This window comes from Collinsella sp. BA40, from assembly GCF_008014645.1.
Taxonomy (GTDB): Bacteria; Actinomycetota; Coriobacteriia; order Coriobacteriales; family Coriobacteriaceae; genus Collinsella.
The window spans coordinates 1-20,550 of sequence record NZ_VOWY01000014.1 but is presented as its reverse complement, the minus strand read 5'-3'; the positions used below and the strand labels follow the sequence as shown (position 1 = coordinate 20,550).

General features: G+C 65.9%; 16 protein-coding genes. 4 read left to right on the top strand and 12 right to left on the bottom strand.

The annotated features are described in order from the left end of the window. Positions 1–72 precede the first annotated feature (72 nt). From E4J93_RS06785 to rpmE, 8 genes are all read right to left on the bottom strand, one after another. Entirely contained in the window at positions 73–999 is a 927-nt protein-coding gene (locus tag E4J93_RS06785; protein ID WP_147588711.1) for a transketolase family protein, read from the bottom strand. Between the two features lie 8 nt (positions 1,000–1,007). Further along, entirely contained in the window at positions 1,008–1,907 is a 900-nt protein-coding gene (locus tag E4J93_RS06780; RefSeq protein ID WP_147588710.1) for a transketolase, read from the bottom strand. Positions 1,908–2,080: 173 nt separating this feature from the next. After that, positions 2,081–3,673 carry a hypothetical protein gene (locus E4J93_RS06775; RefSeq protein WP_147588709.1) on the bottom strand — a complete coding sequence of 531 codons (1,593 nt, stop codon included), beginning with the start codon at positions 3,671–3,673 and terminating at the stop codon, positions 2,081–2,083. A gap of 205 nt (positions 3,674–3,878) precedes the next feature. After that, positions 3,879–4,769: a YitT family protein gene (locus tag E4J93_RS06770; protein ID WP_147588708.1), complete on the bottom strand. Its 891-nt coding sequence runs from the start codon at positions 4,767–4,769 to the stop codon at positions 3,879–3,881. Positions 4,770–4,776: 7 nt separating this feature from the next. Next, the gene (gene prfB, locus E4J93_RS06765) at positions 4,777–5,946 is read right to left on the bottom strand and encodes a peptide chain release factor 2 (RefSeq protein WP_187231644.1); all 1,170 of its coding nucleotides are present in this window, start codon (positions 5,944–5,946) and stop codon (positions 4,777–4,779) included. Then, the gene (secA, locus tag E4J93_RS06760) at positions 5,946–8,843 is read right to left on the bottom strand and encodes a preprotein translocase subunit SecA (RefSeq protein WP_147588707.1); all 2,898 of its coding nucleotides are present in this window, start codon (positions 8,841–8,843) and stop codon (positions 5,946–5,948) included. Before secA ends, prfB begins: the two co-directional genes overlap by 1 nt. A 305-nt stretch (positions 8,844–9,148) precedes the next feature. Beyond that, a complete protein-coding gene (locus tag E4J93_RS06755; protein ID WP_147588706.1) occupies positions 9,149–9,586 on the bottom strand; it encodes a hypothetical protein in 438 nt (145 codons plus the stop codon). A 266-nt stretch (positions 9,587–9,852) separates the two neighbouring features. Then, positions 9,853–10,266, bottom strand: coding sequence for a 50S ribosomal protein L31 (gene rpmE, locus E4J93_RS06750; RefSeq protein ID WP_147588705.1), 414 nt, complete (start codon positions 10,264–10,266; stop codon positions 9,853–9,855). A 302-nt stretch (positions 10,267–10,568) separates the two neighbouring features. On the opposite strand from rpmE, the gene E4J93_RS06745 reads away from it, so the two are divergent. From E4J93_RS06745 to E4J93_RS06735, 3 genes are all read left to right on the top strand, one after another. Continuing rightward, positions 10,569–10,856, top strand: a complete 288-nt coding sequence (locus tag E4J93_RS06745) for an ACT domain-containing protein (RefSeq protein WP_147588704.1) — start codon at positions 10,569–10,571, stop codon at positions 10,854–10,856. A 46-nt stretch (positions 10,857–10,902) separates the two neighbouring features. Then, on the top strand, positions 10,903–12,324 hold the full coding sequence (locus E4J93_RS06740) for a citrate synthase (protein ID WP_147588703.1): 1,422 nt from the start codon (positions 10,903–10,905) through the stop codon (positions 12,322–12,324). A gap of 109 nt (positions 12,325–12,433) precedes the next feature. Further along, a complete protein-coding gene (locus E4J93_RS06735) occupies positions 12,434–13,276 on the top strand; it encodes a Cof-type HAD-IIB family hydrolase (protein ID WP_147588702.1) in 843 nt (280 codons plus the stop codon). A 71-nt stretch (positions 13,277–13,347) separates the two neighbouring features. Here the strand turns inward: E4J93_RS06735 and E4J93_RS06730 are convergent, their stop codons facing one another. The 3 genes from E4J93_RS06730 to E4J93_RS06720 all read right to left on the bottom strand — a co-directional run bounded on the left by E4J93_RS06730 (position 13,348) and on the right by E4J93_RS06720 (position 17,976). Then, the gene (locus E4J93_RS06730; RefSeq protein ID WP_147588701.1) at positions 13,348–14,139 is read right to left on the bottom strand and encodes an HAD family hydrolase; all 792 of its coding nucleotides are present in this window, start codon (positions 14,137–14,139) and stop codon (positions 13,348–13,350) included. A 379-nt stretch (positions 14,140–14,518) separates the two neighbouring features. Further along, a complete protein-coding gene (tyrS, locus tag E4J93_RS06725; protein ID WP_187231649.1) occupies positions 14,519–15,733 on the bottom strand; it encodes a tyrosine--tRNA ligase in 1,215 nt (404 codons plus the stop codon). Between the two features lie 191 nt (positions 15,734–15,924). Continuing rightward, positions 15,925–17,976 carry a peptidase U32 family protein gene (locus E4J93_RS06720; RefSeq protein WP_187231643.1) on the bottom strand — a complete coding sequence of 684 codons (2,052 nt, stop codon included), beginning with the start codon at positions 17,974–17,976 and terminating at the stop codon, positions 15,925–15,927. Between the two features lie 173 nt (positions 17,977–18,149). Here E4J93_RS06720 and E4J93_RS06715 point away from each other — a divergent pair, with 173 nt between their 5' ends. Beyond that, on the top strand, positions 18,150–20,369 hold the full coding sequence (locus E4J93_RS06715; protein WP_147588699.1) for a transglycosylase domain-containing protein: 2,220 nt from the start codon (positions 18,150–18,152) through the stop codon (positions 20,367–20,369). Here the strand turns inward: E4J93_RS06715 and E4J93_RS08170 are convergent. After that, the coding region (locus tag E4J93_RS08170; RefSeq protein ID WP_222705703.1) for a hypothetical protein at positions 20,366–20,550 on the bottom strand (185 nt) is incomplete at its 5' end. The two genes, E4J93_RS06715 and E4J93_RS08170, sit on opposite strands and share 4 nt — an antisense overlap.

Here is a 20,550-nt window from a genome sequence, read left to right as displayed (position 1 = left end):
CATGTTAGCGCGATGCAAAACAGCCGCCCGGGCACCTGCCCGAACGGCTGTTAACAAGCATGGAGAAACGTGTTATGCAAGCAGCTCGCGAACGCGTGCGGCGATGCCGGCGGCATCCAGGCCGTAGTGCTCGAGCAGGTCGGCGGCGGTGCCGGACTGGCCGAAACCGGTCATGCCCAGGCGGCTCACGCGGCAGGGCTGCTTCTCGGCGAGAAGCTCGGCCACGGCCGAACCCATGCCGCCGTAGATGCTGTGCTCCTCGACGGTAAGCACGAGGCCGGTCTTGCCGGCAGACGCCAGGATGGTCTCCTCGTCCAGCGGCTTCACGCTCATGATATCCACGACCTCGGCGGAGACGCCCTCTTCGGCCAGAAGCTCCGCCGCCTTGAGGGCGTGCGCGAGCTCGACGCCGCATGCCATGATGGAGATGTCCGAACCCTCTCGGACGACCTGTGCGAACGCCTCGGAATCGATGGCGAAGTCCTCGCCGTACACCTCGGGAAGGTTTTCGCGGCCCATGCGCACGTAGAAGGGACCGGGAGTCTTGGCTGCGAAGCGAATGGCTGCGCGAGCAGCGTTGTAATCGGCGGGAACGAGCACGCGCATATGCGGAAGCACGCGCATCAGCGAGATATCCTCAAGGGCCTGATGGGTCTCGCCATCGGGGCCCACGGTAATACCGGCATGCGTGGGGCACACCTTCACATCGAGGTTGGAGACGCAGACCGTGTTGCGGATCTGCTCCCAGCAACGACCGGAACCGAAGACCGCAAACGAACCGGTGAAGACGGTACGGCCCGTAAGCGCCAGGCCAGAGGCGACGCCGATCATATTCTGCTCGGCGATACCCACCTCGACGAAGCGATCCGGATATTCGGCCGCGACTTTAGCCGTCGTGGTGGAACCAGCGAGGTCCGCATCGACGGCCATGACGTCGACGCCCTCGTTGATGAGTTCGAGCAGGGTGGGGCCGAATGCCGCACGAGTAGCTTTTGCCATAAGAACCGTTACGCCTCCTTCGCAGCTGCCGCGAGCTGGGCGCCAACCGCGTCGATCTCTGCCAATGCCTGAGCGGCCTGCTCGGCGCTCGGCGCGTTGCCGTGCCAGCTTGCCTGGTCCTCCATGAAGGAGACGCCCTTGCCCTTGATGGTCTTGAAGATGATGGCCGCGGGCGATGCGGTGCACGCGACGGCCTCGGCGAGCGCGGCGCGGATAGCCGCGACATCGTGCCCGTCGCAGGTGATGACGTGCCAGCCGAACGCACGGAGCTTCTCATCGAGCGGATCGATGCTGCAGACATCGGTTACGTGGCCGTCGATCTGCAGGTTGTTGTTATCGACCAGCACCACGAGGTTGGAGAGCTTGCGATGGGCCGCGAACATGAGGGCCTCCCAGTTCTGGCCCTCCTGCAGCTCGCCGTCGCCGGTGAGCGCGAAGACGCGACGCAGCTCCTCGCCGGACGCCTTGGCGTCGAGTGCCAGGCCCATGGCCATGCCGGCGGCGATGGACAGCCCCTGACCCAGCGAGCCCGTACCCACCTCGACGCCGGGGCAGAGGTTGGAATCCGGATGGCCCTGCAGACGGCTGCCGAGCTTGCGGAGCGTGGTCAGCTCCTCATGCGGGAGATAGCCCATCTGGGCCAGCACCGCGTACAGGGCGGGGGCGACATGTCCCTTGGACAGAACGAACCGATCGCGCTCGGGCGAGCACGGATCGGCCGGATCCCACGCGAGAACGCCGGAATAATAGAGCGTCGCCATGATGTCGGCGGCGGACAGCGATCCGCCGGGATGACCAGAGCCCGCAGCCTCCAGCATCTCGATGATATCGCGGCGCATGCGATTGGCCACGAGCTCGATTTCGCCGTCGGTGCGCACACACGCGTTCCTAAGCGTTTCTGTTGACATGCCTTTCCCTTCATGTACGGGAGCGATTAACACGGTTTCAACTATAACAGCCGTGCGGCGCAATGAAAAACGTGAATTAAAACACACGGTTTTGACGCGAAGCGGCGCCGGGGACGCCGTTAAGCCGTCCACCGACGCCGCTCACGGAGCGGGGGCCTTCGCAACCGGTCGCGCTAGCCCGCCTTAGATACCGTGCCCGAGATGGACATGGTCTCGTTGGTGGGGTTTCCGAAAAGGAACGCGGGCTTGGTGTAGTCGCCCGAGAAGTCGAAGAACAGCTCGCCATCGAGGCCGAACACGCCCTCGATGTGCGCCGCGCCGTCGCCTGCGGAACTCGAGCCGTCGCCGGCAAAGGTGTACACGTAGCCGTCGGCTTGGCTGAAGTCGCCGCTACCCTCGGAGCCCTCGGACACGCTCATCGCGCATGAGATCACACCCGAGATCGCCTGCGGATTGAACCCCGTGCTCGTGGCCTTGTACTCGAGCGTGAAGGTGCCGGACTCGGTGTCGAAGTTCACGATCTTGAAGCTCGTGAGGCGCGCGGAATCACCCGCTCCGGCTGCATAGGATCCCGCGATGGCATCGGCGTTGTAAGCGAACGTCGAGGTCGCATCGCCCGCAGCGCGGGTCCACGCCGTGCCATCGAACGTATAGGTATACGGGGTAGCGTAGCTCCATGCGCCGAACCACAGCTCCATTCCGGAGGATGCGGTGAAGGTGCACGTCTGCGAGGCTTCGTCGAACGCAGGCGCGAACCCGTCCCCAAAGTCCGGATCAACCGTGACCCCGGCTATGGCGCGCGTGGTGGCCGTGGACGACAGCAGCGTGCCGGTCCACTCGCCATCAGGGCTTTCGGCATGCTCCACGCCCTGGATAGACGGGAAGCGGTCGAGCTGGGAGGAATGCACGAAGCTCAGCTGCAGCACGCAGTCGCTCACGAAGGATTCGTTGCTCAATACGGCGGTGGCGTCCACCGTGACCGAACCGTCCTCCTGGCGATCGGCGGACTCTATGCGAACATCGGAAAGCGCATAGGGCGTCTGGGCCACGTAGTCGTTCGACGCGAATCCGGCCATAAGGGTCGTGTTGGCCTCGAGCACGCTCGAAACCGCAGCCTCGTCGACCTCCGCCGTCATCGATGCGATATAGCCGGGCCCGTCGAGCACGAAGAACGCGCCCACGGCCGCGACAAGCGCGAGCACGACCGCCACGGCCGCGACTGCCGCGCGGTTCACGCGGCGGCGGGGCTTGTCCTCAGCAGCGTCCAGGGGGCTGCCCGAACCCGCAGCCTGCGGAATCGCCTGCGTCCAGCCATCGCGGCCATCCTGCGTATAGGCGGCCGTAACGACGGGCAGCACCTGCGTGAGGGAGCCTACCGCCTGGTCGTATTCGGCGATATCGAGCAAAGCGATGGCCACGAGCTCGCAGGCGGCGGCATAGGTCGAGGTGGCGGTGGCGGCCGGTCGGCCGGCGACGAGCCCCTCCGCGGCTTGCGCCGTAGAGCACTCGGGCGCATCGGCCCCGGCGGATGCGGAGACAGCGACGCCCACGGATGCGGTCGACTCGGCGGCATCCTCTCCATCGACGTTCGCGGCGGACGCGAAGTGCACGGCTCGATGCAGAGACGCGCGCTCATCGAGGTCGTCGGGCAGCACCTGCGTGGGCGCACCGAAATGGACCCCCGCGGCACGGCGCACGACGCGGTGCGCGAGGGATGGTTCTATGGAATCGTGTAGATCGAGGTCGTTGTCGAACGGCTCGGCCATGGTCACTCCAAACAATCAGGGTACGGAGACATTTTAAAGCAGATTGCCCCCGACGCCATCTGCCGTTTGCAGCAGGCGACGGGATGGCCCGCGACTCAACCACGCTGGAGATGCGGCGCGGACGCCAGGTTAGCAAAAAGCGGCCCCGTAGGACCGCTTAACAGCATCATCGACGGCGGGCGGGCAGCATGCGCTCCCAGGCGGGCTACTCCCCCGCCTTCTTGAAACCGTATCCGATCGCCTCGTTCACATCGGTGATCACCAGAATCGCGTCGGGGTCGTGCTCGTACACGACCGTCTTGATAATGGAGATCTCGCGCTTGCTGAACACGAAGAACAGCACGGGGCGGTCCTTGCCGGTCCAGGAGCCCTGCGCCATGAGGCGCGTGCACCCGCGATCCATCTCATGCAGGATATCCCGCTCGATATCGGCGAACGCGTCGGAGATGATGAAAGCTGCGCGCTGGCTGTTGCCGCCGTCGACCACCATGTCCACCACGTAGCCCATGACCACCATGGCAAGCGCGGCGTACAGCGCGTTGGCAAGCGAGAACACCGGGGCCGACGCGGCGCACACCGCGACGTCGATCGCCATAACCGTACCGCCCACGGGCAGCGAGCTCTTTCGCGAGATGATCTGACCGATCGTATCGGAGCCACCGGTATTGGCGCCGCACCGAAATACCAGGCCGTATCCCAGGCCCGATATGATGCCGCCCCAAAGCGCCGAGAGCGTAAGGTCGTTATGGCTCAGCGGCACCACGAAGGGTGCGAACAGGTCCGTGAAGAAACCGAACAGCACGAAGCCCGTGATGGTCTGCACGGCGTACTTGAACCCGCCGGCGCGGATGACCACGAGCAGCAGCAGGGCGTTCATCACGATGGTCTGCAAGCCGACGGGCAGGTCGATGCCGCTGCGGCGCCCCAGCTCGGCGATGATCGTGGCCAGGCCCGTCAAACCGCCGGCCGCCAGGCCGTTCGGAACCATGAAGGCGTCGGTGGCGAAGGCCGCGATGGCGCAGCCGAGCATGACGATGGGCAGGTCGTTTACGAATTGAGACTGGATGATGCGGCGGATATTGATGCGCTTTCCCATATGGTCCTTATGCGTCGATGTCGTCTGATGCGGGGGCGGCCGCCTCGGCCTTGCCGGTAGCCCATCGGTGGTAGCCCACGACGAAGGGATCGAGGTCGCCGTCGTCCAGGACCGCTTCGACGTTGCCCGTCTCCACGCCGCTGCGCAGGTCCTTCACCATCTGGTACGGATACAGCACGTAGCTGCGAATCTGGTTGCCGAAACCGATGGCGTGCTTGGGGCCGCGGATCTCGTCGAGAGCCTCCTCGCGCTTCTCGAGCTCGAGCTCGTAGAGGCGGGCTTTGAGGATCTGCATGCACGCGGCCTTGTTTTGGATCTGGCTGCGCTCGTTTTGGCAGGTAACCACGATGCCGGTGGGCAGATGCGTGATGCGCACGGCGGAGTCGGTGGTGTTCACGCCCTGACCGCCCGGACCGCTCGCATGGTAGACATCCACGCGGATGTCGTCGGCCGCGATCTCGATATCGATGTCGTCGGGCAGCACGGGAATGACCTCGACGCCCGCAAAGGTGGTCTGACGCCGCTTCTTATCGTCCGTAGGCGAGATGCGCACCAGGCGGTGCACGCCCGCCTCGGCGCGCAGCATGCCGAACGCATCCTTACCCTGCACCGTGATGGTGGCTCGGTCGATGCCGATGACCTCGGCGGCCGGGCAATCGTTGATAGTGACCTTCCAACCGCGGCGGGCGCAGTACTTCATATACATCTTGAACAGCATGAAGGTCCAGTCCTGGGCCTCCAGGCCGCCCTGGCCCGGCTTGATGGTAACGATGGCGTCGCCGTGGTCGAACTCGCCCGTAAACCAGCTTGAAAGCTCCATCTCGTCGATATCGCGCGCCAACGCGGTCGCCGTCGCCGCTGCCTCGGCGATCAGCTCGGCCGCCTCCTCGCCCTCCATCTCGTCGGCGAGCTCCAAAGCGGCGCGCGCGTCGGCCAGACGGCCATGGGCGCCCTCGACCAGCTGCACATCGTCGCGACAACGCGCCAGCTCCTCCATAAGCGAGCGAGCGCGATCGCCATCGTCCCAAAAACCAGGGGCGGCGCTCATCTGCTCGAGCTCGCCCACGCGGGAGCGCTTTTCCTCGAGCCGCAGATATGACTCGACCTCGCCGAGGCGGGAACCCAGCTCGTCGAGGTCGATCATGATAGCTGCGGCCGACTCGGTCGCAGCGGCCATTAGTTATTCCTGCCGTGGCAGTTCTTGAACTTCTTGCCGCTGCCGCACGGGCACAGGTCGTTGCGGCCCACGTTTGCGTACGGGTCGCCCGATTCATCCTTGCGGTAGGTGCGCACACCGGCGCCCGCATGCGCATCGGGCGCGGAGCCCGCAGCGTTGGCGGCGCTGGCGGCTGCCTGCTGGCGCAGCGTGGAAGAGCCGGAATCGCCGTCGACCTGCTCGGGACCGGAATACGTCGCGCCGCGCAGGGCAGGGTCCTCGGGAGCCGGGGCGGGAGCCTGGCGCAGCTCGACGCGCAGCACCGTGCGCAGGTAGTCCTCGTACATGGTGTCGACCAGGATGCGGAAGGCGCCGAAGGCCTCAGTCTTGTACTCGACCAGCGGGTCGCGCTGACCGAAACCGCGCAGGCCGATACCCTGCTTGAGGTAGTCCATCTCCTGCAGGTAGTTCATCCAACGCGTATCGATGACGCGCAGCATGACCTGGGTGTTGAGGTCGCGCATGAGCTCTTCGCCCAGGCGCTCGGCCTTCTCGTCGTAGATGCCGTCCACATAGGCGAGCACCTCGCCGGTAAGGGCCTCGGCGTCCTTGGCCTCGAACTCCGGGGCATCCAGATGGCCGGTAAGCTCGACGAGCCATTTGTGCAGGCCCTCGAGATCGGCCTCGGCGCCGCGGGCGTCGGCCGGGCAGAACTCGGCGACGCAACGGCGAACGGTGTCGGACATGACCTCGTCGACATGCTCGGAGAGGTCCTTGCCGTCCAGGATCTTGTTGCGCTCGGCATAGATGACCTGGCGCTGCTTGTTCATAACGTCGTCGTACTCCAGGACGTTCTTACGCATGGAGAAGTTGATGTTCTCGACCTTGCGCTGGGCGCCCTCGACGGCCTTGGAGATGACCTTGTGCTGCATGGGCATGTCGTCGCCCATCTCGGCGGACACCATCATATTGGAGATCTTGTCCATGCGGTCGCCGCCGAACAGGCGCATGAGGTCGTCCTCGAGCGACAGGTAGAACTGGGTCTCGCCCGGATCGCCCTGACGGCCGGCACGGCCGCGGAGCTGGTTGTCGATACGGCGGGACTCGTGGCGCTCGGTGCCGATGACCGTGAGGCCGCCGGCTGCCAGCACCTCTGCGCGCTCGGCCTTGCAGGTCTCCTTCGCGGCGGCCAGGGCCTCGTCGTAGGCGGCCGTCAGATGCTCGAGCACCTCCGGCTCGACCTCGATACCGCGCTCGGCAAGGGTCTCGACGGACTGGCGAGCCAGCTCGCCCTCGGCGAAGATGCGCTCGACCAGGGCCTGGTCGATGCCGAAATCCATCCCCGCGACCTGCTCCTGGGCCATCTCCTCGGCGTTACCGCCCAGCAGGATGTCCGTACCGCGGCCGGCCATGTTGGTGGCGATGGTGACGGCGCCCTTGCGACCTGCCTGCGCGACGATATGGGCCTCGCGCTCGTGGAACTTGGCGTTGAGGATCTCGTGCGGGATGCCGCGCTTGTTCAGCAGGCGCGACAGGCGCTCGGAGCTCTCGATGGAGACGGTGCCCACCAGGACAGGCTGGCCCTTGGCATGACGGGCCTCGACCTCGTTGGCAACGGCGTTGAACTTGGCGTCGATGGTGCGGTAGACCAGGTCCTCGTGGTCTTGGCGCGCGACGGGGCGGTTGGGCGGAATCACCTGGACGGCCAGCTTGTAGATCTCGCGGAACTCGGCGTCCTCGGTGAGCGCGGTACCGGTCATGCCGGAGAGCTTGTCATACAGGCGGAAATAGTTCTGAAGGGTGATGGTTGCGAGCGTCTGGTTCTCCTCGCGAACGAGCACGCCTTCCTTGGCCTCGATGGCCTGGTGCAGGCCCTCGGAGTAGCGGCGGCCCTCCATGATGCGGCCGGTGAACTCGTCGACGATCTTGACCTCGCCGTTAGCGACGACGTACTGCTTGTCGCGATGGAACATGTACTGCGCCTTCAGGGCCTGCTGGAGATGGTTGACCAGCTGGCCGGACAGGTCGGCGTAGATATCCTCGATGCCCAGGCGCTGCTCGATCTTCTTGAGGCCCTGCTCGGTGGCGGCGATGGTGTGCTTCGCCTCGTCCATCACGAAGTCGCCGGTAGCCTCCTGGGGCTCGAGGCCGGACAGCGGATCGTGCTGGGCCTCCTCGCCGCGCTCAAGACCGCGAACGGCGCGCGCGAACTTCTTATAGGTATCTGCCGACTTGGTGCCGGCGCCCGAGATGATGAGCGGGGTACGGGCCTCGTCGATAAGGATGGAGTCGACCTCGTCGACGATGGCGTAGGCGTGGCCGCGCTGGACGCGGCGCTCGGGACGCGTGACCATGTTGTCGCGCAGGTAATCGAAGCCGAACTCGGAGTTGGTGCCGTACGTGACGTCGGCCTGGTAGGCCGGGCGCTTCTGCTCGAGCGGCATGCCGTTCTGCAGCAGGCCGACCGTCATGCCGAGGAAGCGGTAGATGCGGCCCATCCATTCGGAGTCGCGCTTGGCCAGGTAGTCGTTGACGGTGACGACGTGGACGCCCTTGCCGGCGATGGCGTTGAGATAGCCGGCGAGCGTGGAGACGAGCGTCTTGCCCTCGCCCGTCTTCATCTCGGCGATGTGGCCCTCGTGCAGGGCCATGGCGCCGATGAGCTGCACGTCGAAGTGGCGCATGCCGGACACGCGCTTCGACGCCTCGCGGACGACGGCGAACGCCTCGGGCAGCATGTCGTCGAGCGACTCGCCATCCGCGTAGCGCTTGCGGAACAGATCGGTCTGACCCCGGAGCTCCTCGTCGCTCATGGCAACATAGGTGGGCTCGAGCCCGTTGATCTTGGTAACGAGCTTCTGATAGCGCTTGAGGTCCTTATCGGATCCAAACGAGAGCAGCTTAGAAACGAATCCCATGTGGCTTCCTCTTCATTCATCCCGACGGCGAAAGGCGCGGGCAGCAGCGTATGGCACCGTGCACGGAGCCTGCCGACGCGCCGTACGCCGATCGGGTTCATTGAATACACTCAGACGACCATAACTTTAGCGGTTTAAAGGATGAAGCGCCCAGCGAGATTGCGTTCACACGTATAAACCATGCAAGATGATGAGAATCACGTTGGGCCGGACCGCTTGTCGACCAATAGCGACGCACGCCGATACAAGTTTTGCATTTTGACGCCGAACGTGCTTACAGATGGTCGCGCGACTCGGTCCGAACCCTACGCGCGGCGCTCGCCGACCGCGCGGACGCACTCTACGAGGAATCCCACGCCGGCGCCGGTGAGGGCAACGCCCAGCCCCGTATAGAAGAACGCGATGAACCAGCTGGGCACCAGCGAGAAGGCTCGCAGCGAGATGCCCACCGTCATCATGATGGCCATGATGATGAACGCCTGGCGATCGAAGAAGCGCCAAAACGGCTGCGGGTCGGCGTACGCCAGGATGCGGTCGACGTGCTTGGCGAGCATCTTCGAGAACACCTTCGTCCAAAATACCGCGAACACCGCGATGCTGCCCGCAACGAGCAGCATGATGAGCGGCCAGCTCTGCTCGAGATAGGCCAGGATGCCCAGGCGCACGATGTTAAACCCGGCGATGCACCACACGGCGCCGGCGATACCCAGCAGGGCCTCCTTGCCAACGAATCCGATCTTCATGGATATCTCCCCTTTCCAAGGCGGTCCCGGACCGCACGCTGCCGCGGCATCCGTCGCAGCCACGCATCGTCCCCGCCGTCCTTATGTTGAACTTTGTTCACTTGAACGTTGTTCATTCTACCCGCGGACGGGCCTCCATCCAGCCTGGGCAGAGGAGTCCCCCGTTTGCACATAACGCCCACGAACCGCATGGTCGCGCTATAAAAAAATCCCCGCACCCTGAAAAGGGTGCGGGGATCTTCGTGCGCTATGCGGATGCGAGCGGACTACTCGGCGGCAGCCTCGGTCTCGGCCTCGGCAGCGGGCTCCTCAGCGGGGGCCTCGGCAGCCTTCTTGGCGGCCTCGGCGGCGAACTTCTCGGCACGCTTGGCCTTCTCGGCAGCCTTAGCCTCGCGCTCGGCAGCCTGCTTGGCAGCGAGCTCCTCGGCGGCCTTGGCCTTGGCGGCCTTCTTGGCGGCCTCGCGCTCGAGGGCGGCCTGGGCGGCGCCACCGAACTTGTCGGCGAAGCGCTGGACGCGTCCACCGGTATCGACGAACTTCTGCTGGCCCGTGTAGAACGGGTGGCACTCGTTGCAGAGCTCGACCAGGATCTCGGACTTGGTGGAACGGGTGGTGAAGGTGTTGCCGCAGGAGCAGCGCACCGTGCACTCCACGTACTCGGGATGGATTCCAGACTTCATGCAGGGCTCCTCTTATAACTCGCGTCCTGGTTACCGACCAGGACTAAAGGGGTGCCTTGGTTTCCGACCAAGGCAAAATAGCTTGACTACTTTATCACAACTCGCCAGCTGTCCGCCGAGCCCACAAAAGCACCATGAGAGCAGTCGTTCGTCCGCCTCGACGCGCGCATACGCGGGGTTACAGCCATGTAATACTCGCGCAAGGCGCCGCGGGGATACATGGAACCCGCTACAATGGTGAGCATTCTATTGCAACGACGTGCACCGCTTTCGCGTTTGCCCGGTACGAGAAAGGCCCCATCATGGCACAAACCGCATCCGACCGCATCGTCATCACCGTTTTGGGCGAGAACCGCGCCGGCATCGTCGCCGCAATCTCCAAGGTGCTGGGCGAGACGAACGTCGATATCCGCGACATCACGCAGAGCATCATCGAAGACATCTTCACCATGACCATGCTCGCGGACATGTCCGCCGCAACGCTCGAGTTCGCCGAGCTCCAAAAGACGCTGGCCGACGCGGGCGACGCCGTGGGCGTGACCGTGACCGTCCAGCGCGAGGACGTCTTCAAGTTCATGTACCGGCTCTAATCCCCCTGGAGCCGCGGAGCGCGGACCCGCACAGATCGGAGAGGCAATGGCATATACCACGCAGAACATCTTCTATCGCTTCGACGACGCGCTCAGCCGCCTCGTCATAGACTACGAAGCGAGCCGCAAGGTCTCCGACGAAAGCGAGCGCCTCTACCACGGTGCCCCCAGCGAGCCCTACGACGAGCTGCTGTTCACCGAGCACGACGTCAAGCGCGGCCTGCGCAACTCCGACGGGTCCGGCGTGGTCGCCGGCCTCACGCGCATCTGCGACGTCCACGGCTACAACATCGTGGACGGCGTCCTCGTGCCCGATGAGGGCAAGCTCACGCTGCGCGGATACGACATCGAGGACCTCATCACCAACGCGCAGGCAGAGGACCGTTTCGGCTACGAAGAGGTCGCCTACCTCCTGCTCACCGGATCGCTGCCCACCGCGAACGAGCTCGATGACTTCCAGGCGCGCCTGGGCGCATACCGCCACATCTCCGAGGGCTACGTCGCCCAGTTCCCCATCACCACCGTATCCAGCAGCATCATGAACGTGCTCATGCGCGCCGTCCTGCTGCTCTACGCGTTCGACGCCGAACCCGACAACACCTCGCCGGAACACGAGATCGACGTCGCCGTCTCGCTGCTTTCCAGGCTGCCGCGCATCGCCGCGATGGCGCACTCCTTCGCCATCGCTCGCCAGGAGGGACGACGCCCGCAGGTCCCGCTGCCCGATGCCGGCTTCTCCACGGCCGAGACGATCCTGCAGATCCTGCGCGGCGAAGACAGCTACACGCACGAAGAGGCCATGCTGCTCGACGTGATGCTCATGCTCCACGCCGAGCACGGCGGCGGCAACAACTCCACCTTTGCCTGCCGCGTCCTGTCGAGCTCGGCTACCGACGCCTACTCGGCATACGCCGCGGCGATCGGCTCGCTCAAGGGCCCGCGCCACGGCGGCGCCAACGAGAAGGTCGTGCGCATGCACGAGGACATCCGCGCGCATGTGTCCAACTGGGAAGACGACGACGAGCTGGCATCCTATCTCGAAAAGCTGCTCCGCCGCGAGGCATTCGACCGATCCGGGCTCATCTACGGCATGGGGCACGCGGTCTACACGCTCTCAGACCCCCGTGCCAAGCTCTGCAAACGCTATGCGCGCAGCCTGGCCGAGGCGAAGGGGCTGGGTGCGGAGTTCGCCCTCATCGAGAGCATCGAGCGTCTGGCGCCCGATGTCATGCGCTCCGTCCGCGGCACCAAAAAGCCCATCTGCGCCAACATCGACCTCTACACGGGCTTTATCTACACGATGCTCGACATCCCGCCCGCCCTGTTCACGCCGCTATTCGCCGTGGCGCGCACGGCCGGCTGGTCGGCGCACCGCATGGAGGAGCTCTTCGGCGCGCACCGTATCATCCGCCCCGCGTACAACGCGGTGATGGACGATATGGGATACGTCCCGCTCGCGCAGCGCTAAGCCGCAGCCCGACCGCGCCCGTATCCGACCCGAGACGCGCATCGAACCAGGCCGCAGCGGCGCGTGAACGCGCGCCATCGGTCGGCGCCCGCACCCGAGGAGCAATCGAATGATCATCTTTTCCGATATGGACGGCACCTTTCTGGATACCCGCAAGCACGTCGGCCCCGCAGGCTGGCAGGCGCTCGACGCCCTCGCGGCGGCCGGCTTGGAATTCGTCCCCTGTACGGGCAGGCCGCTGTCGGGCATCCCCGCCGATGTGCTCGCCCATCCGGCCGTCCATTACGCCGTCAGCTCCAACGGCGCCGTGATCGCGCGACTCGACGGCGAGCGGCCGCAGGACACGAGCAGGGCGACGACCCTACACCTCGCGGGGCTTAGCCGCGCGAAGGCTCACGAGATATGGGAGATCGCGCGCGACTACGACGTAACCTTCGACATCTTCGCGGGAGGCGACTGCTACACGCAGCGATCCATGTACGACAGGCTCGAGGAATACGTCGCCGACCCCCATATCGTACGCGCCCTGCGCGCCACGCGCATCCCACTCGAAGCGACGCCGGAGGCGATCATCGACGGCGCGCGCGACCTCGAGCGCGTGGCGATCTATTGGAAGGACCCCGTCGACCGCGATGCGATCCGCGTGCGCCTGGCCGCGGTCGACGGCATCGAGGTTACCCGCTCGTATTCCATGAACATAGAGGTGATGGCCGCGGGGACATCCAAGGGCAGCGCGCTGCGCTGGCTATGCGCGGAGCTGGGAATCTCCACCTCCGAGGCCGTAGCGTTCGGCGACAACATGAACGACGTCTCGATGCTGCAGATCGCCGGCACCGGCGTTGCCATGCAGAATGCCGAAGACGCCGTGCGCGCGGCTGCCGACGCCGTGGCGGCCTCGAACGATGCGGACGGTGCGGGTCTCTTTATCTTGGACCTCCTGGCGCGCGCATAGGCCATGCGGGCGCTGCGGGCGGCCTGCAGTCGACGGCCGCACGGCCGAGGCTCGCGTGCGATCTGCCGCGCCTACGCCGACTCCAGCAGCCCGCGCATCTCGTTTTGGACCGCGTGCTCGTAGTTGTACCCCACCACGCGATCGGCCACGGCGCGCAGGGCGGGACGGCCGTTCGCCATCGCGCAACCCGTGCCCACGAAGCGAATCGCCTCGTAATCGTTCATGGAGTCGCCGAAGGCCATAACCTCCTCGCGCTCGATGCCGTAATGGTCCATGAGCTCGGCCACGCCCGATGCCTTGTTCACATGCGGCTGCATGCAATCGATCCACGCGCTGCCCGAAGGGGCGAATACGAACTCGTCGCCCAGCTCGCGCGCGAGCACGTAGGCGTTGTCCATCACGTTGCCGTCGTCGCAGAAGATCGACGCCTTGATGATGTTGACCGTGGCCGCGGGCAGCTTCCAGATGCGCTCGACGTTGGGAAGGTCCTTGTCGACCTCGCGCACGAACTTGCACTCGTCGTCGAGCAGATAGGACTTGGTGCTGTCGAACAGCGCGAGGTGCATGTTGGCGAACATCGAAACCGTGCGGGCGAGGCGCTTGATGGAGAGATGCGAGTACACCTCGCGCCCCACCTGGCGTCCCTCCACGTAGACCTGGGCGCCGTTGGAGGCTACGAAATCCATCTGGTCCCTCACCGGGGCGAAGAACTGGCACAGGCGGTCGTAGCGTCGACCCGATGAGGCGGCGAAATGAATTCCACGCTCGCGCAAGGCGACGATGAGCTCGAATGTCTCCGGCGGAACCTCGCCGTGCTCGTCCAGCAACGTGCCGTCCATGTCGGATGCGATCAATTTGATCATGGGCCCTCCCCTTGTTCCGATTCCAGGAAACGCGGATCGGCGGCGCCGCTGCGCACCGCCCCATGAACCATGGTACCCAACGAGCGATACATCCCGCGCCCGCGAAGCGATTCCCATGAGAAGCCCGTACGGCGCGGCGACGCCGAATACCGCATGCCGCGCAACGACGGGCCGGCAGCGACATCGGCCCGCGGGCGGCGGCAGATGCCCCATGCAACGCATGCGAGCCGCGATTCGCAACGGACCGCACGGAGCAAGGACGCGCGCGCTTCCACGGCCTTCTTCGGGTGAAAAAACCGGGCGCCGGCCAACGAGGGCCGACACCCGGTTCGATACGATCTGGCAAGGCGCGCTGGGAACGCCCGCCCCTATCGGATCACTAGGCGAGGCGAGCGAACTTACGCTTGCCAACCTGCAGCACGACGCCGCTCTTGAGCAGGGAGGCATCGATGTTGTAGCTCTTGGGAGCCACGGCCTCGCCGTCGATCTTCACGCCGCCGCCGTCGATGAGGCGACGCGCCTCGCCCGCAGACGGAGCCAGGCCGGCGTCCTTCAGCAGGCCGGCGAGGTACAGCGTGCCGTCCTCGCCCGGGGTGAGATCGAGGGAGATCTCGGCGATGTCCTCGGGGAGCTGGTTCTCCTTGAAGACGCGGTCGAACTCGGCCTCGGCCGCCACGGCGTCCTCGGCGGAGTGGTACGTGGTGATGAGATCGCGGGCCAGAGCGCGCTTGAGCTGGTACGGATCGCCCGTGCCGTCGGCGAGCGACGCCTCGATGGCCTCGACCTCGTCAAGCGTCTTGGAGCTCGCGAGGCGGTAGTACTTGGCGATCATCTCGTCGGGAATCGACATGGTCTTGCCGAACATGTCCGCGGGGGCGTCGGTCAGGCCGATGTAGTTGCCGTAGGACTTGGACATCTTGCGCGTGCCGTCGGTGCCCTCGAGCAGCGGCATGGTGAGCGCGATCTGCGGCTCCATGCCCATCTTCTCCATGAGCTCGCGGCCGGCCAGCAGGTTGAAGAGCTGGTCGGTGCCGCCCATCTCGACATCGGCCTCGATCTTCACCGAGTCGTACGCCTGCATAACGGGATAGAGGAACTCGTGCAGGGCGATGGGGGTCTGGGACTGGTAGCGCTTGGTGAAGTCGTCGCGCTCGAGGATGCGGGCGACGGTGAACTTGGAGGCGACGGCCAGCAGCTCCTTGAGGCCCATGGGGAACATCCAGTCACCGTTGTGGACGATGGTGGTCTTCTCGGGATCCAAGATCTTCATGGCCTGGGAGACGTAGGTCTCGGCGTTGGCCTCGACCTGCTCCTGCGAAAGCTGGGGGCGCGTGGTGTTCTTTCCAGACGGGTCGCCGATGGTGGCGGTGCCGTTGCCGATGATCAGGGTCACGCGATGGCCCAGGTCCTGGAACTGGCGCATCTTGCGCAGCGGGACGGCATGGCCCAGGTGAAGGTCGGGGCTCGTGGGATCGACGCCCAGCTTGATGTTGAGCGGCTGGCCCTTCTCGAGCTTCTTCCTCAGGTCGGCCTCGGGCACGATCTTCGCCGTACCGGAGGTGATGATGCGCATCTGCTCGTCGACTGACAACAATGCTCTGCCCTCCTGCAGAATCGGATAGCACCCTCGCACAGGTTGGTTGTCCATAGCGGTGCTTGAATATGCAATTCTTTTAGTTTACTCGAGTTGGACCGCCTTGGCGCCAGCCATTTTAAAACCAAACCCCGGCCGCAGGCGCAACGAGCCGGCGGCCGGTCGTCCGGCGGCGATACGGGAAGCCGCGCCTACCAGGCGCAGGCGCCCTCGTCCGCCTCGAGGAAGCACGACACCCCGGCCGTAGCCAGCATCGCCACGTCACCGGAGCGATCGAGCGGCTCGGCGTCGTAGATCCGCGTACGGCCGCGCACGTCGACGCGCACGGGCAGGCAGGTGCCGTCGCGCTCGACCAAAAAGCGCTCCGAGCGTCGGCGCGCGCACCCGCCGCACGAGCCCGAGCACGCGCCCTCGGCGGTAAGCAGGCAGTGCTCGGTCACCATGAGCTCCGGAAGCCCGGAGGAAACCACGCCGACGAGGACCCGCCCGGCAGCCGCCCGCGCCAACCCGGCCACCCGATCGACAGCCATGTCGGAGGGCAGCCACACGCGGCGGGCGCCCAGGTCCGCGCAGGCATGCAGGCTCGCGACGTTGGTCACGGGAATCGGAGAGGCGATCTCGAACGCCGCGCCCGCATCGCGGGCGTACGCCACCTGGGTGAGGTTGCGGCACGCCACGGCGCCGGCCGTCGCGCACAGCGAGCGCTGGAACGCCTCGTCGCCGACGCGGGAGACCTCGTCGAGTAGGACCGTCAAGCGGCCCAGCAACGATCCCCATGCCCCGCAGCCCGTCTCGGCGACGGCGAACGCCGGGACAAGGATCTCGGCCCCGCCGGCCTCTAGCAGGGCCGCGGCGCGCTCGGGCGTCTCGACGAGCACCGCCCGCGCAGGCGTGCGGCCCGCGTCCGCGCATGGGCGCGCACCCGCGCGGGCGGCGGAGCCGGAACGGCAAGAGGGCCCCATCCCCTCGGCGCGGGCGGCCGGCGCGGGCGGCGCGGCGTCCTGGACGCCGTCCAGCACCGTCGCGACCGCCGCGTCCGTGCGGGCCAGCACGCCGGCGCTGCGCACCACGTGCACCACGCTGCCGCACGAGACCTTGCGCTTGCAGTGCACGGCGATGCGCGCGCCGGCGGCGGCCGTCACCGGACACGGCACCATGGGCCAGCGCTTCGGCACATCCGGCGCCGCCTCCTCCCCTGGGATATAGCGGATCTCCAGCGTATCGCCCGCCTCGACCGACCGCTCGAGCTCGACCACGACCTCCTCGTAGCGGCGTTCGACCACCACCCCGGCACGCAGGCCCTGGTTGCACGAACGCTCCCAGCTCATAAGGCCCGCGCCCGCGGAGCCGTCCAGGTAATCGGTGGTAAACCCGCGGTTGAAGGAACGGGCGAGCTGCGCCTCGAGCGCGTCGACCTCCACCGGCAGGCCGTCGCGAACCGCGTCCAGGGCCGCGCGGTAGCAGCCCACCACGTTGAAGACGTAATCGGGGTTCTTCATGCGGCCCTCGATCTTGAGGGCGCCCACCCCCGCGTCCACGAGTTGCGGGATATGGCGGATCGACAAGTAGTCGCGCGGGCACAGCAGCAGATCGCCCTCGCGCGCGTCGACGCGGCGCCCCGCGCCGTCCGCGAGCCCGTAGTGCAGGCGGCAGGGCTGCGTGCAGTCGCCACGGTTGGCCGAGCGGCCGCGGCGAAGCGACGAGAACGAGCAGGCCCCCGCATAGCACACGCAGATGGCCCCGTGGCAGAACGCCTCGATCTCGACGCCGGTGACCGCCATGGCCGCGATCTCGTCCACCGAGAGCTCGCGGCCGCAGGTGACACGGGAGACGCTGAGCTCCCGGGTGGCCAGAAGAGCGCCGTCCGAAGCATGCACGCCCGCCTGGGTCGACAGGTGAATCTCGACGTCTCCCAAACGACGGCGCAACTCGGCGATGAGCCCGAGGTCGGCCACGATCAGCGCATCGGCGCCCGCTTCGAGGACATCCGCCGCCAGCGCGACCGCCTCGTCCAGCTCGTCGTCGCGCACGAAGATGTTGAGGGTGACGTACAGGCGCGCGCCGCGGCCATGGCACAGGCCGGCGGCGATGCGCAGCTCATCGAGCGAGAGGTCGGTTGCCGCCGCGCGCGCGTTGAAGGCTCCCGCGCCCGTGTAGACGGCATCGGCGCCGGCGGCGACGGCCGCCGCGAGCGCCTGCAGCGACCCGGCCGGCGCAAGCAACTCCGGTAAACGCACGCCCATGGCAAACCTCCGCTTTCCCGCGCGCCGCATCCCGGGCGCGCCGCTTATCTGAAACTTTCTCGCAGGCTAGGATACACAAGGATTCGAGCAGGCAGGTGCGGTAATCTATAGTATTTGAAGTTCCCTCATGATTCACGGCGCGTCCGCGCGCATGAAACGTACAGGAGGTATCTATGGGTTCTCGTGAGCGGTATAGGCGCGAGCGGTCCAAGACGCATGCACTCCCCATCATCCTGGGCTCCCTGTTCGGGTTTCTCTTGATCTCCGGCATCGCGTTCGGCATCGGCATGATGGGCAATATCAACCGCTGGCTCTCGGACCTTCCCGACTATACGGATGCCAACCAATACTTGGTCAGCGAACCTACCACGGTCCTCGACGCCAACGGCAACGAGATCGCGAGCCTCTACGTCCAGAATCGCGAGAGCATCACATACGACCAGGTGTCCCCCTACGTCATCGAGGGCACCGTCGATACCGAGGACGTCCGCTTCTACGAGCACAACGGCGTCGACCTCGTCGGCATCATGCGCGCCGTCCTCGTGCAGCTGACCGGCGGCTCGGAGGGCGCCTCAACCATCACGCAGCAGCTCGTCCGCAACACCATCCTCTCCGAAGAGCAGTTCGACAACACCATCGAGCGCAAGGTCCGCGAGGCCTTCATTGCCATCAAGATGGAGGAGGTCTACTCCAAAGAGGACATCCTCATGATGTACCTCAACACCATCTACTACGGCCACGGCGCCTACGGCATCCAGGCCGCCGCCAAAACCTATCTGTCCAAGAACGCCGCCGACCTCACCCTTGCCGAGGCCGCCATGCTCGTGGGCCTTCCCAACGCCCCGTCGATGTACGACCCCACGGTCAACCCCGAATACGCCCTCTCGCGCCGCAACCTCGTGCTCGACCGCATGCTTTCGGCAGGCGACATCTCGCAGGAAGAGCACGACGCCGCCCAAGCCGAGCCCATCGAGCTCAACCTGGCCCCGGCCGTCCCCATGAACGGCATCCTGGCCTACCCCTACTTCGTGGACTACGTCAAGTCGCTCCTCCAGGAGGAGTTCTCCACCGACATGATCTTCAAGGGCGGCCTCACCGTGAAGACCACCATCGACCCCACGCTCCAGGCCAAGGCCGAAGAAGCCGCCGTCTCGCGCATGAACGACGCGGGCGCCGATACGCTGGAGGTCGGCATGGTCGTCCTCGACCCCAAGACCGGCTATATCAAGGCCATGGTGGGCGGCAAGGACTACAACGCCAACGAGAGCCACGTCAACCACGCACTCGGTCGCCGCTCCCCCGGCTCGTCCTTCAAGACCTTCACCCTCGCCGCGGCCATCAAGGCCGGCATGAGCCCCAACATCGTGCTCAACTGCTCCTCCCCGCTCAAGGTGTGGGGCAGCGTCTTCCAGAACTACGGAAACCACAACTACGGCTCGCGCACCCTGGCGCAGGCCACCGCCGTCTCGTCGAACACCGGCTTCGTGCAGGTAGCCGAGGCCATTGGCAATAAAGCCATTATCGAAACCTGCCGCGAGCTCGGCATCGACACCAAGAGCGAGCAGGCCAACTTCCAAGACGTCCCCGCGCTTACGCTGGGCACCGCCAGCATCACCCCGCTCGAGATGGCCGAGGCCTACACCGCCTTCGCCAACGGCGGCTACCACCGCGAGGCCGTGGCCATCACCGAGATCACCTCGCGCGACGGCAAGACCCTCTACAAGCACGAGGATGCCCCCAAACAGGTCTTCACCGCAGGCCAGGCAGAGGCGATCACCAACGTGCTCAAGATGGTCATGGTAGGCGGCGGCACCGGCGTGTACGGACGCCCCTCCATCAACCAGCCCATCGCCGGCAAGACCGGTACCGCGGGCACCGCGAGCGAGACCACCGACCTGTGGTTCTGCGGCTACACCCCGCAGCTCGTGTGCTCCATCTGGACGGGCCGCTCGGGCACCAACGCGTCCTTCCGGGGTTTCGGCACGGCCGACCTGCCGCTCCCCATCTTCCGCGCATTCATGAACAGCGCGCTCGCCGGCGTCGAGCGCGAGGAGTTCCCCACCGGCGACGCCCCGCAGTACAAGGCGAACAGCAGCTGGAAGTTCTCCGGCGGTAGCTATACCGAGAAGGACAAGGAAGAGGAGGAGAACGAGGAGAATACAGAGGAGAACGAGGTGACCGAGGGCACCGACACCGTGCCCAACGAGGGCACGTCGGGCGGCACGACGCCTCCCGCGCCCGCACCTTCGCCCAACCCCGCGCCCGATCCGTCTCCCGACCCAAGCCCCAGCCCCTCGCCCGATCCGGCGCCGCAGCCCTCCCCCGACCCGGCTCCCCAGCCGTCTCCGAACCCGTCGCCCGATCCCGCCCCCACGCCAACGCCCACGCCCTAGGCGAACGTCCCGCACCAACGCCGGCATCCTCGCAGATGCCGGCGTTTTTTATACGCATGGCACATCGGAGCGACCGCCGCCCTCGCCTTGGCTTCCCAGTGCCCGAACGCGATCGCGCCGCCCATTACAGTTTGAGCCGTCCGTAAGGGCGGCTCTTTCACCTTCAAGGCATTACGATTGG